This is a genomic window from Gulosibacter sediminis (assembly GCF_030011715.1).
GTDB lineage: Bacteria > Actinomycetota > Actinomycetes > Actinomycetales > Microbacteriaceae > Gulosibacter > Gulosibacter sediminis.
This window is the reverse complement of record NZ_JASCYH010000006.1, coordinates 42,563-57,460: the sequence shown is the minus strand read 5'-3', so window position 1 is coordinate 57,460 and position 14,898 is coordinate 42,563. Positions and strand designations below refer to the sequence as shown.

Annotated in this window: 12 protein-coding genes and 2 pseudogenes; 5 read left to right on the top strand and 9 right to left on the bottom strand. The window is 69.3% G+C overall.

Translation table 11 applies throughout. The features are described 5' to 3' along the window. Positions 1-63 precede the first annotated feature (63 nt). The 3 genes from QM019_RS03885 to QM019_RS03875 form a co-directional block, all read right to left on the bottom strand. Positions 64-1,065: an ABC transporter substrate-binding protein gene (locus QM019_RS03885; protein WP_282851940.1), complete on the bottom strand. Its 1,002-nt coding sequence runs from the start codon at positions 1,063-1,065 to the stop codon at positions 64-66. A 73-nt stretch (positions 1,066-1,138) separates the two neighbouring features. Then, entirely contained in the window at positions 1,139-1,978 is an 840-nt protein-coding gene (locus QM019_RS03880; protein WP_282851939.1) for an ABC transporter ATP-binding protein, read from the bottom strand. Further along, the gene (locus tag QM019_RS03875; RefSeq protein WP_282851938.1) at positions 1,975-3,120 is read right to left on the bottom strand and encodes a FecCD family ABC transporter permease; all 1,146 of its coding nucleotides are present in this window, start codon (positions 3,118-3,120) and stop codon (positions 1,975-1,977) included. The genes QM019_RS03880 and QM019_RS03875 overlap by 4 nt, the downstream gene beginning before the upstream one ends. 169 nt (positions 3,121-3,289) lie before the next feature. On the opposite strand from QM019_RS03875, the gene QM019_RS03870 reads away from it, so the two are divergent. After that, on the top strand, positions 3,290-3,916 hold the full coding sequence (locus QM019_RS03870) for a DUF4232 domain-containing protein (RefSeq protein WP_282851937.1): 627 nt from the start codon (positions 3,290-3,292) through the stop codon (positions 3,914-3,916). 122 nt (positions 3,917-4,038) lie between these two features. Here the strand turns inward: QM019_RS03870 and QM019_RS03865 are convergent. After that, positions 4,039-5,240 (bottom strand): IS3 family transposase gene (locus tag QM019_RS03865; RefSeq protein WP_428831954.1). Its coding sequence is split into 2 segments (ribosomal slippage): positions 4,039-4,976 and positions 4,976-5,240, totalling 1,203 coding nucleotides; the frame shifts between segments, so codons are not numbered across the junction. A gap of 102 nt (positions 5,241-5,342) precedes the next feature. Here QM019_RS03865 and hpaH point away from each other — a divergent pair. Together hpaH and QM019_RS03850 are read left to right on the top strand one after the other, a co-directional pair. Continuing rightward, positions 5,343-6,128, top strand: a complete 786-nt coding sequence (hpaH, locus tag QM019_RS03855) for a 2-oxo-hept-4-ene-1,7-dioate hydratase (protein ID WP_282851935.1) — start codon at positions 5,343-5,345, stop codon at positions 6,126-6,128. Then, on the top strand, positions 6,113-6,937 hold the full coding sequence (locus tag QM019_RS03850) for an HpcH/HpaI aldolase family protein (protein ID WP_282851934.1): 825 nt from the start codon (positions 6,113-6,115) through the stop codon (positions 6,935-6,937). The genes hpaH and QM019_RS03850 overlap by 16 nt, the downstream gene beginning before the upstream one ends. A 143-nt stretch (positions 6,938-7,080) precedes the next feature. On the opposite strand, the pseudogene QM019_RS03845 reads toward QM019_RS03850, so the two are convergent. After that, positions 7,081-7,365, bottom strand: a pseudogene (locus QM019_RS03845) (transposase); the annotation flags it as partial. Positions 7,366-7,708: 343 nt separating this feature from the next. Between QM019_RS03845 and QM019_RS03840 the strand changes: the two are divergent. Then, positions 7,709-9,139 carry an anion permease gene (locus tag QM019_RS03840; protein ID WP_282851956.1) on the top strand — a complete coding sequence of 477 codons (1,431 nt, stop codon included), beginning with the start codon at positions 7,709-7,711 and terminating at the stop codon, positions 9,137-9,139. A gap of 98 nt (positions 9,140-9,237) precedes the next feature. On the opposite strand, the pseudogene QM019_RS03835 reads toward QM019_RS03840, so the two are convergent. The 4 genes and pseudogenes from QM019_RS03835 to QM019_RS03820 all read right to left on the bottom strand — a co-directional run. Continuing rightward, a pseudogene (locus tag QM019_RS03835) lies at positions 9,238-9,975 on the bottom strand (succinate dehydrogenase/fumarate reductase iron-sulfur subunit); the annotation flags it as partial. Positions 9,976-9,988: 13 nt separating this feature from the next. Then, positions 9,989-11,983 carry a fumarate reductase/succinate dehydrogenase flavoprotein subunit gene (locus tag QM019_RS03830; RefSeq protein ID WP_091697763.1) on the bottom strand — a complete coding sequence of 665 codons (1,995 nt, stop codon included), beginning with the start codon at positions 11,981-11,983 and terminating at the stop codon, positions 9,989-9,991. After that, positions 11,983-12,705, bottom strand: coding sequence for a succinate dehydrogenase cytochrome b subunit (locus QM019_RS03825; protein ID WP_091697765.1), 723 nt, complete (start codon positions 12,703-12,705; stop codon positions 11,983-11,985). Before QM019_RS03825 ends, QM019_RS03830 begins: the two co-directional genes overlap by 1 nt. Positions 12,706-12,841: 136 nt before the next feature. Beyond that, complete coding sequence (locus QM019_RS03820) at positions 12,842-14,146, bottom strand: ISL3 family transposase (protein ID WP_282851933.1); 1,305 nt, start codon at positions 14,144-14,146, stop codon at positions 12,842-12,844. Between the two features lie 147 nt (positions 14,147-14,293). On the opposite strand from QM019_RS03820, the gene QM019_RS03815 reads away from it, so the two are divergent. Next, entirely contained in the window at positions 14,294-14,845 is a 552-nt protein-coding gene (locus tag QM019_RS03815) for a lipoprotein LpqH (protein ID WP_282851932.1), read from the top strand. Positions 14,846-14,898 lie beyond the last annotated feature (53 nt).

Here is a 14,898-nt window from a genome sequence, read left to right as displayed (position 1 = left end):
CCTTAACTCGCGCACCCCGGGGTACGCGAGCGCGCGCATGCTGGGGGTGGATGCCGTGGGCGGCTAGCCGAACAGCTCCGGGTGCAGCAGGCCAGCGATCTCGGCGAGGCCCTCGCCGATGCGTGACCCGGCGGTGCCCGAGGTCGTGGCGGCGTCGACGAGCTCGACGTGGTCGTCGGCGATGGCGGTGACGTCGGCGAGCGCCGGGTTCTCGAGCAGCTCAGTAAACGGGTCGAGGCCGGCGCCGTGGAAGTCTTGCACGAGAATAACGTCGGGGTTCGCGTCGACGATCAGCTCGAGGTCGGCCGCGACGGCCTGATTCCAGCCGTGGTCGCTCGCGACCGAGTCGCCGCCCGCGAGCTCGACGAGGTTCGTCGTCGAGGTCTGCGCGCCCCTGATCAGTTGCTGCCCGCCGCGCGACATGAGCACGAGCACGCTCGGGCGCTCGTCGACGTCGGCGACCGCGTCGGTTACGGCCTTGGCCTCATCGCGCACCGAGGTCGCGAGCTCGGCCGCCTCGGGGTCGGCGCCGAGCAGTTCGCCGAGCTGTTCGATCGAGGTCGCGACCGACTCGGGGTCGCCGAACGCCGACGAGTCGAACGCCGCCATCGGCACGCCCGCGCTGTCGAGCGACTCGATGAGCGACGCCTCATCGTCGTGCCGCCCCGTGAGCAGCACGAGGTCGGGCTCGAGCGCGAGAATTTGCTCGGGATCAGGGTTTTGCGTCACGCTGACGTGGGTGGCGACCTGCTCGGCGAGGTCGAGCTGGTTGCCGGTTCCAGGGGTCGCCGACCCCTCCGAGACGGCCACGAGTCGCTCGGGTCCGACGAGTTCGAGGGCGAGGTCGCCCACCTCGGTCGAGAGGGCGGCAATGCGCACGGGCTCGGCGGTGACCTGCACCGTGCGCTCGCCCACCTCCACCGTTCTCGGCCAGCTCGCGCCGGACGCGGCGTCGCTCGCTGCCGTGGTGCCGGTGGCAGCGCCCGTCGTGGCGGCGCAGCCGGTGAGTGCGACGGCGGCGAGGGCCGCGGTGGCGAGCAGGCGCAGTGGGAATCGTTGGGTCATGGTTCGCTTTCTCTTGGTGGTGGTCTGACTGGTACTGGTGGCCGGGCGCGAGGCGGCCGGGCTGCTGCCCCCCCTACCCCGCGCCCGTGGGCACGGATGCGCGCGACAGCACGGTCACCCGCGGCACCTCGAGCCGCGGGTCGAGATCGACGGCGCTGTGCACGCCGTACGCCGCCTCGAGCGTGCCCGGCGTGAGCACGCGCTCGGGCGGACCCTCAGCGCGGAGTTCCCCGTCGGCGAGGAGCGCGAGCCGGTCGCAGGCGCGGGCGGCGAGGTTGAGGTCGTGGAGCACCGCGACGACCGCGCAGCCGTCGCGCGCGAGGTCGCGGAGCAGGTCGACGACCTGCAGCTGATACGCGAGGTCGAGGGCCGAGACGGGCTCGTCGAGCAGCAGCACGCGGGGTTGTTGGGCGAGCTGCTTCCCGATGAGCACAAGCTGCCGCTGTCCGCCCGAGAGCTCGGTGATCGGCCGTTCGGCGAAATCGCGCACGCCGACCCGGGCGAGGGCGTCGTCGACGGCCGCGAGGTCGCCGGCGCGAAGCTCCCCGCGCATCCGGTCGAGGCGTCGCCGATGCGCATACCGCCCGAGCTCGACGACGGCGCGCACGGTGAGCTCGGCATCGATGCGGGTGTCCTGCGGCAGGAACGCGACGTGCCGGGCGCGATCGCGGGCCGCGAGCCGAGCGAGGGTGCCGACCGGGGTTGTCACCTCGCCCGCGCCGGGCGCCGCGAGCCCGCCGAGCACGCGCAGCAGGGTCGACTTGCCGGCGCCGTTCGGCCCGATAAGGCCGAGCACCTCGCCGGCCCGCACGTCGAGGTCGATGCCGCGCAGTACCTCGCGGCCGCGGTAGCCCGCGTACACGCCTCGGGCTCCGAGCAGCGACTCGGGGCGGCTCGGCGCGACGACGCTCACGCGGCCCTCGCCCGGCGCGCTACGAGCACGAGCAGCACCGGCGCGCCGATGAACGCGGTGACGGTGCCGGTCTGCAGCACGACGGGGTCGAAGAGGTTGCGGGCGATCAGGTCGGCGAGCACGAGGAAGATGGCGCCGAACCCCATGCTCACCGGCAGCAGGGTGCGGTGGTCGGGGCCGAGCACGAGCCGCACGAGGTGGGGCACGACGAGGCCGACGAACGAGATCACGCCGGTCACGGCGACACCCGCCGCCGTGACGAGCGCCGCGATCGCAAGCAGACTCTGTCGTGCGCGCCCCGTTCGCACGCCGCTTGAGGCGGCGTGGTCGTCGCCGAGCACGAACAGGTCGAGCTCGGGCACGGCCGTCGCGAGCAGCAGCGTGCCCACTACGATCGGTGCCACCGCGAGGCCAACGTCGCCCCAGTTCGTCGAGGTGAGGTCGCCGTTGAGCCAGAACATCGCTTGCTGCGCGTCGTCGGAATCGGGGGCATTCGCGATCACCGCCGCGATCACGGCGCCGAGGAACGCGTTCACCGCGATGCCGACGAGCAGCAGCGTCGCCCCGGCTCCCCCTCGCATCCCGGCCACGAGTTGCACGACCGCGACCGCCGCGAGCGCGCCGACGAACGCGGCGAGTGGCAGCAGCCACGGTGCGGCGACCGCGGCGCCCGAGACGATGACCGCGACCGCCCCAACCGCGGCGCCCGACGACACCCCGGTGACACCAGGCTCGGCGAGCGGATTGCGAAATACCGCTTGCATGACCGCACCCGCCGCGGCGAGCCCGGCCCCCACGAGTAGCGCGAGGGCGACGCGTGGCAGGCGCACGCCCCACACGAGTGACACGGTCGCGGCGGGCAGCTCGGGCAGCGATACTCCGAGGCGGCTGAGTGGCTCGCGGAGCGGATCGAGCAGGGCCACGATCACCTCGCCCGGGCTCGTGCCGACGGGGCCAATGCCGCACGCCGCGAGCGTGACGGCGACGAGCGCAACCGGGATGCCGACCGCGAGCCACCCGGCGCGGCGGCGCGGGCCGGGGTGGTCGTGACGCGACCCACCCGTCACGGTCTTCGGATGCACGTGATCCGTTGCGCTGCCCGTCGTCGTGGCGTCGCGCTGGGCTCGATCAATCGTGGTCATCGCAGCAACCCTATCGCTTTTGAGAATGATTTTCATTCTGCACAACCACTGCCGCCCCACAACTCGACCTCCCCCGCCTCCTGTTGAGTGGTCGCTTTTTGTAGTTTCCAGCGCCTGGAAACTACAAAAAACGACCACTCAACGCTGGTTTCCTGGGAGGATGGAGACCGTGGGGAGATGGCGAGGGATGCGGGCGGCGGTCGGATGCGCGGCGGCCTTTGCACTGTTGGCCGCGTGCACGAGCACGGCCGGGTCGCGCATCCCCGAGGCGGATGTTGGCGAGACCGCCGGCGCGAGTGGCGCATCCGAGCTGCCCTCCGGGCCGTACGAGGGCGAGGTGCCGATTCGTGAAGCCGCGACGCCCGCGAGCTGCGATGGCACGGCCGAGCTCGCGATTGGCTTCAGCATCGTCGACGCCGCCGCGGGCAGCCGGTATCTCGGGGTCGAGATGCTCAACTGCTCGGATGCGCAGGTCACGCTGCGCGAGCCGCCAACGTTCGCAACGTCAACGCTCGACGGCATCGACATCGATGTCGAATGGGAGGAGTCGCCCGGGTCGGCATCCGCGCCGACGATCGAGCCCGGCTCATCGGCAACCCTTGAACTCTCGTGGCAGTCGAACGGCCGCTGTGAACGCGGCGCGCAGGTGCTCGAGGTGTCGATCGCCGGCGCATCCGGCCGCATCGAGGACTGCCTCCAACTCGGCAACGACCCGGGCTGGGACGACCCGACCACCGCATCCGACGCCTACGGCACCGACCCCGCCACCGCATCCTGGTCCTACCCCACCAAATAACAGTTGAGTGGTCGCTTTTTGTAGTTTCCAGGCACCGAAAACTACAAAAAACGACCACTCAACCATGAGGGGAGGCACTCGGACTGAGGCTGACCCCGATTCCCGGACAGGTGGTTGGTTGGTCAGGCTGCCAGCGCGAGCTGGCGTCGTTCGTACTCTAGCGGGCTGAGGTAGCCGATGGCGGAGTGTCGGCGACGGGCGTTGTACCAGCCATCGATCCAGACGTAGGCGCCGCGTCGCGCGGCGTCGATCGTGGCGAAGGCGTGCCGGTGATAGTACTCGTTCTTGAACGTTGACCAGAACGATTCCGCGGCGGCATTGTCCCAGCACACCCCGGTGCGGCCCATCGACCGCAGCACGCCAAGCTCCTTCGCTGCTTTCGCGAGCTGCGCGCTGGTGTACTGGGTGCCTCTATCGGCGTGGAAGATCACCTTCCGCGGCAGGTGACCGCGCAGCGCGACCGCCTGGCGCAGTGCGTCTTCGACGAGGTCGGTGTGCAGGCTGTCGCCGACGGTCCGGCCCAGGACGCGGCGGGTGTTCCCGTCCCTGACGACGCACAGATACGCCCATCCCTCACCGGTGTGCAGATACGTGATGTCGGAGAACCAAGCGACGTCGCGTTCACCCTTGTCAAACTGCCGCTCCACCAGGTCGGGGACAGGGAACGGATCCTCACCATGGACGGTCATCGGTGGATGCCAGGTAGCGGGGCTGATCCCCGTGACACCGTCTACCTGCATGAGTTTCGCGACCGTCTTGCGCGAGACCACCACCCCGGCGTCCTGCAGATCAGCATGGATCCTTGGCGCCCCATAGGTCCCGTCAGACGCGGCATGGAACTCACGGATCTGCACCGTCAGTTCCGCCGCTCGCTGCTGCCGTGGCGACGGGCCGGCAGCTATCCGGGCCCGCCACTCGTAGTACCGGCGCCGGTCCACCCCGAGCAGCGCACACATCCGTGTCACCGTCATCGTCGTCTGATTGGCCTTCTCCGCCTCGATCACCGCGAACCGTTCCTCGGGTTCTGCTTCGATGCGAAGAAGGCCGCCGCTTTTCCCAGGAACTCGTTGTCCATCCGCAGATCCTGATTCTCGCGGCGTAACCGTTCAAGCTCGGCGCGCTCGTTCAGATCCAGCGACGTGTCGGCCTCACCGCCTGTGCGCGCTCGTTCGGCGTGCACCCACCGGCCCAACAACTGCTCACCGACACCGATCTCGCGCGCTACCGCCGCGACGGTCCGACCCGTGTCGATCACCAGATGTGCGGCCTCACGTCGATACTCCGGCGTGTATGTTTTTCTCTTGCTCGTGCCCATCAAGGACATCCTCCCCGACGGGCCCGCAAACACACGGATCCCGCCTGGTCAGTGTCCGGAATCCGGGGGCAACCTCAGACGGGGGTAAGGCAAATCAAATACGATTGGGGCATGCTTGCCAATGACGACATCAGAAAGATTGCCGAGGAGCTCGCCGACGCCGAGCGCACTCACACGGTGATCCCCCGCATCACCGCCCGCTACCCCGACGCGACCGTCGAGGACTCCTACGCAATCCAGGGCGTCTGGCGCGACAGCCAGGTCGCCGCCGGCCGCAAGCTCGTCGGCCGTAAGATCGGCCTCACCTCGAAGGCGATGCAGGCCGCCACCGGCATCACCGAGCCCGACTACGGCGTCATGTTCGACGACACCGTCTACGAAAACGGCTCGGTCATCGAGTTCGACCAGTTCACGAACGTCCGCATCGAAGTCGAGCTCGCGTTCGTACTCAAGTCGCCGCTCGAAGGCCCGAACTGCTCGCTGTTCGACGTCATCCGCGCCACCGAGTTCGTCACACCCGCGCTCGAGATCCTCAACTCGCACATCGAGATGGAGGGCCGCACCATCGTCGACACCATCTCCGACAACGCGGCCTACGGCGGCATGGTGCTCGGCGGCATCCCGATGCGCCCCGACGAGATCGACCTGCGCTGGGTCTCGGCGCTGCTCTACCGCAACGAGACCATCGAAGAGACCGGCGTCGCGGCGGGCGTGCTCAACCACCCCGCCACCGGCGTCGCCTGGCTCGCGAACAAATTCCATCAGCACGGCCAGCGGCTCGAGGCGGGCGAGATCGTCCTCGCCGGCTCGTTCACCCGACCCATGTGGGTCGAGCGCGGCGACTCGGTCGTGTGCGATTACGGAAAGATGGGCACCATTTCATGTCGTTTTCTCTAGAGCTTCCTCCCACCTTCGCACAGCGCCTCGCTGACGCCGACCGCGGCCTCGCCGGCATGTGGCTCTGCTCGGGCTCGACGGTGAACGCCGAGATCGCGGCCGGCTCGGGCCTCGACTGGGTTCTCATCGACGGCGAGCACGCCCCGCTCTCGCTCGAGTCGATCCAGACCCAGCTGCAGATCCTCGCCGCCTACCCGGTCACCCCGGTCGTGCGCGTGCCCGTGAACAACGAGGTCATCATCAAGCAGTACCTCGACCTCGGCGCGCAGAACCTGCTCGTGCCGATGGTGAATTCGGGCGAGGATGCGGCTGCCGCGGTTCGCGCGGTGCGCTACCCGCCCGCTGGCGTGCGCGGCGTCGGCGCCGCCCTCTCGCGCGGGGGCCGCTGGAACCGCGTCGAGGGCTACCTGGGGCGCGCCAACGACGAGCTCGTCTCGCTGTTCGTGCAGATCGAGTCGGCGGAGGCGGTGGAGAACGTCGAGGCGATCGTGAACACCGAGGGTGTCGACGGCATCTTCATCGGCCCGAGCGACCTCGCGGCCTCGATGGGCTTCATCGGCCAGCAGACCCACCCGGATGTTGTGGCCGGCGTCCACACGTCGATCGCGGCCGCCCGCGCGGCCGGGAAGCCGGTCGGTATTAACGCGTTCGACCAGCAGGTCGCGCTCGGCTACCTCGACGACGGCATGGACTTCATCCTCGTCGCGGCCGATGTCTCGCTGCTGGCCCGCGCATCCGAGAAGCTCGCGGATACGTTCATCCACGCGCGGCAGGGCGCCGAGGCCCAAGGCGAGCGCGCGAGCTACTAGACCGCCGCTGACGCGTACCCGTCCGGGCAGCATTGCGGGTCGGTCTCCGGTTGGAGATCGACCCGTTTCGCTATCTCGGGCGCGAAACGCCGCCATAGTCTGAGCGGCAGCACCACTCCGTGTGCCCGCCAGAAAGGGGCCCTTCACAGATGAGCATGGGTAGGGGTCTTGCGCCACGGCCGGTGTCCGCCGGTGGCGAGCAGGGCGCGTAGGCGGTAGTTGCCGAAGTTCCGGAAGCCGCGGGCGACCCGGCGCATCGTCTCGATCACCCCGTTCACGGCCTCGGTGGGCCCGTTGGAGGCCCCGGCGGTGTCGAAGTAGGCCAGGATCGCGGCCTTCCACCGGCGCAGGGTCCGCCCGAGCCGGGCGATCTCCGGGATCGGGCAGGACGGGAAGGCGGCAAGGATCTCGGCGACCAGCCGGCGGCTGTCCCCATCCACGCTCCTAAAGAGCGTCGGCAGGGGTGGACAGCCCAGATTCCGCTAGAGGTAAGGCACCCAGCGCCAGAAATTTCTGGTGGACGGGGAACGCCTCGATGTCGACACCCACGGCCGGTTGAAAACCGATCCATACCCTGCCTTTGCGCGCTTCCCACGACCCTTATTGAACGGTGACGGGAATCACCAGGCCGGTCGGCTCCACATGACCAGGGAACCGTATTTCCGCTGGCCACGGGTCTATAATTGTGGGGAGAAGGGTCTCACACCGGAGCGACACTCGGAGGCAGAAATGTCCGGCCATCAGGTTGATTCCACCCACGAATCCAGAGCCATGAGTCGGGACACCGTCTCCATGCTCTGGAAGTTCGGACTGATGGTGCTGGTGGGAGCGGTGATCTTCTTCATCCCCGCGCCGGAGGGCGTGGACCCCCGCGGCATGCACATGCTCGGGATCTTCGTCGCGACCATCCTGGGGCTCATCCTGCAGCCCCTGCCCACCCCCTCGGTGGCGCTGATCGGTCTGGCCACCGCCATGATCACCGGCGCCATGGACGTCAAGAGCGGGGAGGCCCTGAGCGGGTTCTCCAATTCCGCGGTGCTGCTGATCGTCGCGGCATTCTTCATCGCGGACGGCTTTCTGCTCACCGGGCTGGGGCGCCGCGTGGCCCTGATGTTCCTCACGATCCTGGGCAAATCACCCCTGGGCATCGCCTACGGCATGGCCGTCACGGACCTCCTGCTCGCCCCGGCCACCCCGTCCAACACGGCCCGCGCGGGTGGTGTGATCTACCCGATCGTCCGCTCCGTCGCGGAGGTGCAGGGCTCCACCCCGGACACCGACGAGTCCCGCAGGAAGCTCGGCTCCTACCTCACGTTCACCGCCGCCCACGTCAACGTGATCACCAGCGCCATGTTCATCACCGCGATGGCCGGCAACCCGCTGGCCGTGGCCTCCGCCGAGAAGCTCGGCGTGCACATCTCCTGGGGCCAGTGGGCCCTGGCCGCGCTGATCCCCGGCCTCGTGAGCCTGGCGGTGGTCCCGTGGCTGCTCATGAAGGTCTACCCGCCCACGCTGAAGAGCACTCCGGAAGCACCCACCATGGCCCGCAGCGAGCTGCAGAAGATGGGGTCCATGACTCGCGGTGAGATCATCATGGCGGCCACGTTCGTGCTGCTCCTGCTGCTGTGGGTCTTCGGCACGGCCATCGGTGTCAACGCCACCACGGCGGCCTTCGTCGGCATCGCGGTGCTGCTGGTGACCAAGGTGCTCACCTGGAACGACATGGCCAAGAACGGCTCCGCCTGGAACACCCTGATCTTCTTCGCGGTCCTGGTGGGCATGGCGGAGAACCTGAACAACCTGGGCGTCATCACCTGGATCGGCTCGGTGGTTTCCGGCGCCGTCGGCGGCATGCCCTGGGCTGTTTCCTTTGCCATCCTGGCGCTCGTCTACTTCTACGCGCACTACTTGTTCGCCTCGAACACCGCGCAGATCGTCGCGATGTACGGCGTCTTCCTGGGTGCGGCCATCACCGCGGGTGCCCCGCCGATGTTCGCGGCCCTCGCCCTCGGCTACATCGGCAACCTGTTCGGCGCCATCAGCCACTACGCCTCGGGCCCGTCCGGGGTGGTCTACGGTTCCGGGTACGTCAAGGTCTCCGAGTGGTTCAAGGTCGCCTTCATCATGTCCGTGGCCATCATCATCATCTGGACCGTGGTGGGCAGCGGCTGGATGTGGATCCTCGGCGACCTCGCCATGTAGTCCGCCCGGCAAACCCTCCCCGCACGACGACGCTCGGTGCCCTCCCAGGGGCCCCGCGCGTCGTCGGGGGTCGCCGGGGGAGGGGGTGCGGCGGCCGTGTTGCGCAGCACCTGCCGCAGCTTCTCCTTGTTGAGGCCGGCAATCGCGGTCAACGGGATCCCAGCGGGGCACACCTCCGCGCACTCGCCGTAGACCGAGCACGGACCGAACTCCTCCTCGGCCGCGCGCGTGATGCCTTTGGCCCGGCGGCCACGCTCCTTCTGGCTGGAGGGCAGCGTGGCCAGGTGCATCGTCTTGGACCCGGCGAACAGCTGCGCGGAACCGTTGGGGCACGCGGCAACGCACGCACCGCAGCCGATGCACGCTGCCAGGTCCAGCGCCCACTCCGCGGCCTCGTGCGAGACCGGGATGGCGTCCGCGTCCGGCGCTGTGCCCACGGAGGTGGAGACGAACCCGCCGGCCTCGATCAGCCGGTCCAGCGCGCTGCGGTTCACCGCGAGGTCCTTGACCACGGGGAACGCTCCGCTGCGGAACGGTTCGAGCTGCACGGTCGCGCCGTCCTCGAAGGACCGCAGGTGCTGCCGGCACGACGGCGTGTTCTTTTGGGGGCCGTGCGGAGTGCCGTCCACGGTCACGCCGCACGCCCCGCAGATGCCTTCGCGGCAGTCCGAGTCGAACGCGATCGGCTCCTCACCACGGGCAACGAGGTCGTCGTTGAGCTTGTCGAGCGCCTCCAGGAGGGAGAACTCGGGTCCGACCTCCTCCAGCAGGTACTCCTCGAAGTGCCCTTCCTCGGCGCCGGACTCCTGACGCCAGACTTTCAACGTGAGTTTCATGAGGATGGTCCTCTCATCGGTAGTCGCGGGTCTCGGGCGGGACGCTGGGGAACTCCAGGGGCTCCTGGTGCCTGATGTAGCGCGGCCCCGTTTCGCCGGTCTCGCCGGAATCAGCACGCTCCCACGCGGACGCGAACAGCCAGTGCTCGTCGTCGCGCTGGGCCTCGCCGCCCTCGGTCTGGTGCTCCTCGCGGAAGTGCGCGCCGGCGGACTCGTCCCGGTCCAGCGCGTCCAGGCACATGAGCTCGGCCATGTCCAGGTAGTCGGCCACGCGGCCGGCGCGCTCGAGCTCCTGGTTGAAGCCGTCCGGGCGCCCCTGCACCCGCAGGTCGCTCCAGAACTCCCTGCGCAGCTTCCGGATGCCTCGCAGACCCTCGGCCAGCCCCTCGGCGGTGCGCGTCACCCCGCACTTCTCGTACAGCAGGTCGCCCAGCCGGCGGTGGAAGCGCTCCGGGCCCTGCGTGCCGCCGATGTCGACCAGCGCCTGCACGCCCGCCTCGGCCTCGGCAACCGCGGCCCGCACGACGCCGTCGTCCGGTGAGAGCTTCGACCTGCCCAGCAGCGGCGCCAGGTAGTTGGGCACCGAGTAGGGGAGCGTGAACCACCCGTCCACGCACGCGGAGAGCAGCGAGTTGGCGCCCAGGCGGTTGGCGCCGTGGTAGCCCCAGCCGGCCTCGCCGCCCACGAACAGCCCGGGGATCGACGTCATCATGTCGTAGTCGCTCCACAGCCCGCCCATGGCGAAGTGCGCGCCGGGTGCAATGCGCATGGGCTCCTCGTACGGGTCCTCGCCGGTGGCGTCCGAGTACATCTCGAAAAGGTTGCCATAACGCTCCGCGATCACCTTGCGGCCCAGACGCTCGATGGCGTCCCGGAAGTCGAGGTAGACGGAGTTCTTCAGCGGCCCGACGCCGCGCCCCGCGTCGATCTCGGTGCGCGCGGCCCGGCTGGCGACGTCGCGCGGTGTGAGGTTGCCGAAGGCCGGGTACCGGCGTTCGAGGTAGTAGTCGCGCTCGTCCTCGGGAATCTCGTTCGGGGGCCGGTGGTCCCCGGCCTTCACAGGAACCCAGATTCGGCCGTCGTTGCGCAGGGACTCGCTCATGAGAGTGGTCTTCGACTGCCACTCGCTGGAGACCGGCAGGGCCGTGGGGTGGAACTGGATGAAGCACGGGTTGGCGAACAGCGCGCCGCGCCGGTGGGCCCGGAATGCGGCGGTGACGTTCGAGTTCTTGGCCAGCGTGGAGCGGTAGTAGACGTTGCCGTAGCCGCCGGTGGCGAGCACCACGGCGTCCCCGGTGACCGCCGAGATCTTCCCGGTCACGAGGTCGCGCACCACGATGCCCTGGGCGCGGCCCTCCACGACGATGAGGTCCAGCATCTCGGTGCGAGTGTGCAGGTTCACCTGTCCCGTGGAGACCTGCCGCAGCAGCGCCTGGGCGGCGGCAACCTGCAGCTGTTGACCGGTCTGCCCGCGCGTGTAGTAGGTCCGGGAGACCTGCACGCCGCCGAACGAGCGGGTGGCCAGCCCGCCCCCGTACTCGCGGGCGAAGGGCGCGCCGATCGCGTTCATGTGGTCGATGACCCGGATGCTCTCCTCGGCCAGCCGCCAGGCATCGGCCTCGCGGCCGCGGAAGTCGCCGCCCTTGACGGTGTCCTTCACGAACCGGGCGATCGAGTCGTTGTCCACCGTGCGGGCGCGTGCGGCGTTGATGCCGCCCTGGGCGGCCACCGAGTGGGCGCGGCGCGGGGCGTCGTGGAAGGTGAACGACTCCACGTTGTAGCCGAGTTCGCCCAGGGCCGCCGCCGCACCTGCACCGGCGAGTCCGGTGCCCACGACGACCACGGTGAACTTCCGACGGTTGAGCGGGCCCACCATGCGGTAGTGCAGCCGCCGGTCCGCCCACGTCTGGGACGGGGGCACGTCCGAGCCCAGACCAGGGAGGTCCGAGCCCACGGTGCGCAGCTCGTCCAGCAGGGCGTGCGGCTGGGTGGTCGAGGATGCCGTCATCACTGAATCACTCCCAGGAGAACCAAGACGGGGATCGAGATGTTGCCCAGGCAGATGGCCATGGCGACCAGTCCCGCCACCCACGCGGCGAGCTGCCGCAGCCGCCTGCCGGTGGCGCCGAGGTCGTTGGCGGCGGTCCACGTCCCGTGGGCCACGTGCACGGTGAGCACCAGCATGGTGAGCATGTAGAAGAGGGCCACGACGGGCCGCTGGAAACTGGCGACCAGATTGGCGTACGCCGATCCGCTCTCGAACGCCCCGGATGCGGCCGGCTGGACACCCAGCGTGAGGTCCAGGATGTGGAAGATCACGAACAGCAGGATCACCAGGCCGGTCCCGAGCATCGAGCGCGCCATCAGGGCGTCGCCGCGGCGCAGCCCGGTGCGTTTGAACGGCCCGCGGGCTCGACGGGCGCGCGTCCACAGCAGGAGCCCGCAGCCCACGTGCAGCACCAGGCTGATCAGCAGCACGACGCGCAGCACCCACAGGACACCCGCGTAGGGCATGAGCGGCATCAGGATCTCGCGCAGCCAGTGTGCGTAGTGGTCGAACTCCTCCTGGCCGCGGAAGATGTGCAGATTGCCGTACATGTGCACGAACACAAATCCGACGAAAATGAGACCGGTGACGGCCATGGTGGTTTTCGCGGCGAAGTTCGACACCGGCAGCCGTGTGCGCGGCGGGGCTGACGTGCGTTGTTTTCGCTGAATGGTTGCCGTCATCGTTGCCCCTCGTCAGTGGGTGAACCGAGTGCTGAACTCCGGGAGTTCATCATCCTCAATTCTACACCGGGAGGGGCATTGCAAGACGCGTTCCGGGGCGTTTCCAGTACTGCCGCCAGAAAGGGTTGCGGGCCCTTCACAGATGAGCATGGGTAGGGGTCTTGCGCCACGGCCGGTGTCCGCCGGCGGCGAGCAGGGCGCGTAGGCGGTAGTTGCCGAAGTTCCGGAAGCCGCGGGCGACCCGGCGCATCGTCTCGATCACCCCGTTCACGGCCTCGGTGGGCCCGTTGGAGGCCCCGGCGGTGTCGAAGTAGGCCAGGATCGCGGCCTTCCACCGGCGCAGGGTCCGCCCGAGCCGGGCGATCTCCGGGATCGGGCAGGACGGGAAGGCGGCAAGGATCTCGGCGACCAGCCGGCGGCCGGTCTCGGGGCGGGCGTGGTAGATCGCACGCAGCTTCTGATAGCAGTGCCAGGCCAGGGTCACCTCGTGGTGCGGGTCTCCGGCCTCGAGCTTGGTGTTGAGCCGGGTGATCTGTTTGGCGGTGAGGTGCTCGGCGCCGATCTGCAAGGTGCGGCGGATCCCGTAGAGCGGGTCCCCGGCCCGGCCCCGGTGGCCCAGGGTGTCCTGCTGCACCCGACGACGCACCTCGTCCACGACCTGCCCACCGAGTTTCACCACGTGGAAGGCGTCCAGGACGGTGATCGCCTCAGGGAGTTCGTCGCGGATGGCGTTGGCGTAGCCGTGGAACGGGTCCAGCGTCGCCGTGCGGATCCCGCTCGTGAACGCCGGACCCTGCTCGGTGAGCCAGTCGCCGTAGGCCGCCCCCGTGCGCCCCTTGACCAGGTCCAGCAGTCGCGCCCGGGGCCGGCCGTCCTCGCCGCGGGAGTGGTCCACGATCCCGGTGACCAGCCCGGTGCCGGGTGGACCCACGTGGCGCCACACGTGCTCGTCGACACCGAGGGCGTCCACCCCGGCCAGCCGATCCTCCGCGGCCAGCTGGCCTTCGATGACCGGGGCCACGGCGTGCCAGACGGTGTTCCAGGCGACTCCGAGCATGTCCGCCAGGGCGGAGACCGCGATGTCGTGGGAGCGCAGCTGCGTCACCGCCCAGGCGATCGCGCGGGTGGTGAGCTTGGCCCGCGGCGCGGCCAGCTCGTGGACCTCGCTGAACGTCACGACCTCGCAGGCGTCCTCCCGGCACCTGAAGATCCGCTTGCGCCACACCACCCGCACGGGCACCCCAGCGCAGGGCAGATCGTGGAGCACGACCTCCCGGCGGCCGTGGCCGGTGGCGAGCACCCCGCAGGACGGGCACCCCACCAGCGTCGGAGAAGTCTCCACCACCACGGTGAACGAGCGTGGTCCGCGTTCCACGGCCCTGACATGGACGTCGGGCAGGTCGAAGAGCGCGCACGCGGGCGCGCAGATAGCATGAGACACGTCGAGGCCTTCATGGATCGGGTTGCTTGGTCGCTACCCATCCTGGAGGCCTCGACCTCTACCCAGACCTCACAACACACCCCTCGAGACGCCCACGCGCACACCGCTACCCATGCTCATCTGTGAAGGGCCCAGAAAGGCCTTGTCATGCAACGCAAGCACCTCGTCTCCCTCCTCGCCGGCGCCTCGCTGCTCGCGACCCTCACCGCCTGCAGCAGCGGCGACGACGCCGAAGCCCCCGCCGAGGATTCCGCCGGCACCTCCGCCGAGGAGTCGACCGACACTGGTTCCGGCGCCGAGGAGTCGACCGACACTGGCTCCGAGGACGGCGCCGCCGCCGCATCCGATGTCTCGCTGTCGGTCGACGGCCAGGCGGTCGACCTCGGCCAGGCGTCCGTGAGCTGCGCCGACTCCGAAGCCGGGTTCGCGATTTCGGTCTCCTCGGACAACCTCGATGCCGCATCCGGCCAGGCGATCGGGGCGGTGCTCAGGAGCGCCGATGACCCGACGGTGACAGCCCTCGCGCTCTCCGACGCGGAGGGCAACAGCCTGGCGTACGCCGAGGGCACCGGTGGCTCGGCCGAGGTGACCGTCAACGGCAACACCTACGAGATCACGGGCGAGGCCATGTCGACGAACATGGACGACCCGACGAACATCGAGCACCTCCCGTTCGAGTTCACGGTGACCTGCCCGTAGCACCACCGCAAGGAGGCGGGGCGGCCGACGCACAGCGCGTTTGCCACCCCGCC

Coding starts and splice junctions, on each gene's coding strand:
- hpaH (WP_282851935.1), top strand. CDS start 5,343: ATGCTTGCCAATGACGACATCAGAAAGATTGCCGAGGAGCTCGCCGAC.
- QM019_RS03885 (WP_282851940.1), bottom strand. CDS start 1,065: ATGACCCAACGATTCCCACTGCGCCTGCTCGCCACCGCGGCCCTCGCC.
- QM019_RS03875 (WP_282851938.1), bottom strand. CDS start 3,120: ATGACCACGATTGATCGAGCCCAGCGCGACGCCACGACGACGGGCAGC.
- QM019_RS03850 (WP_282851934.1), top strand. CDS start 6,113: ATGTCGTTTTCTCTAGAGCTTCCTCCCACCTTCGCACAGCGCCTCGCT.
- QM019_RS03840 (WP_282851956.1), top strand. CDS start 7,709: ATGAGTCGGGACACCGTCTCCATGCTCTGGAAGTTCGGACTGATGGTG.
- QM019_RS03830 (WP_091697763.1), bottom strand. CDS start 11,983: ATGACGGCATCCTCGACCACCCAGCCGCACGCCCTGCTGGACGAGCTG.
- QM019_RS03825 (WP_091697765.1), bottom strand. CDS start 12,705: ATGACGGCAACCATTCAGCGAAAACAACGCACGTCAGCCCCGCCGCGC.
- QM019_RS03815 (WP_282851932.1), top strand. CDS start 14,294: ATGCAACGCAAGCACCTCGTCTCCCTCCTCGCCGGCGCCTCGCTGCTC.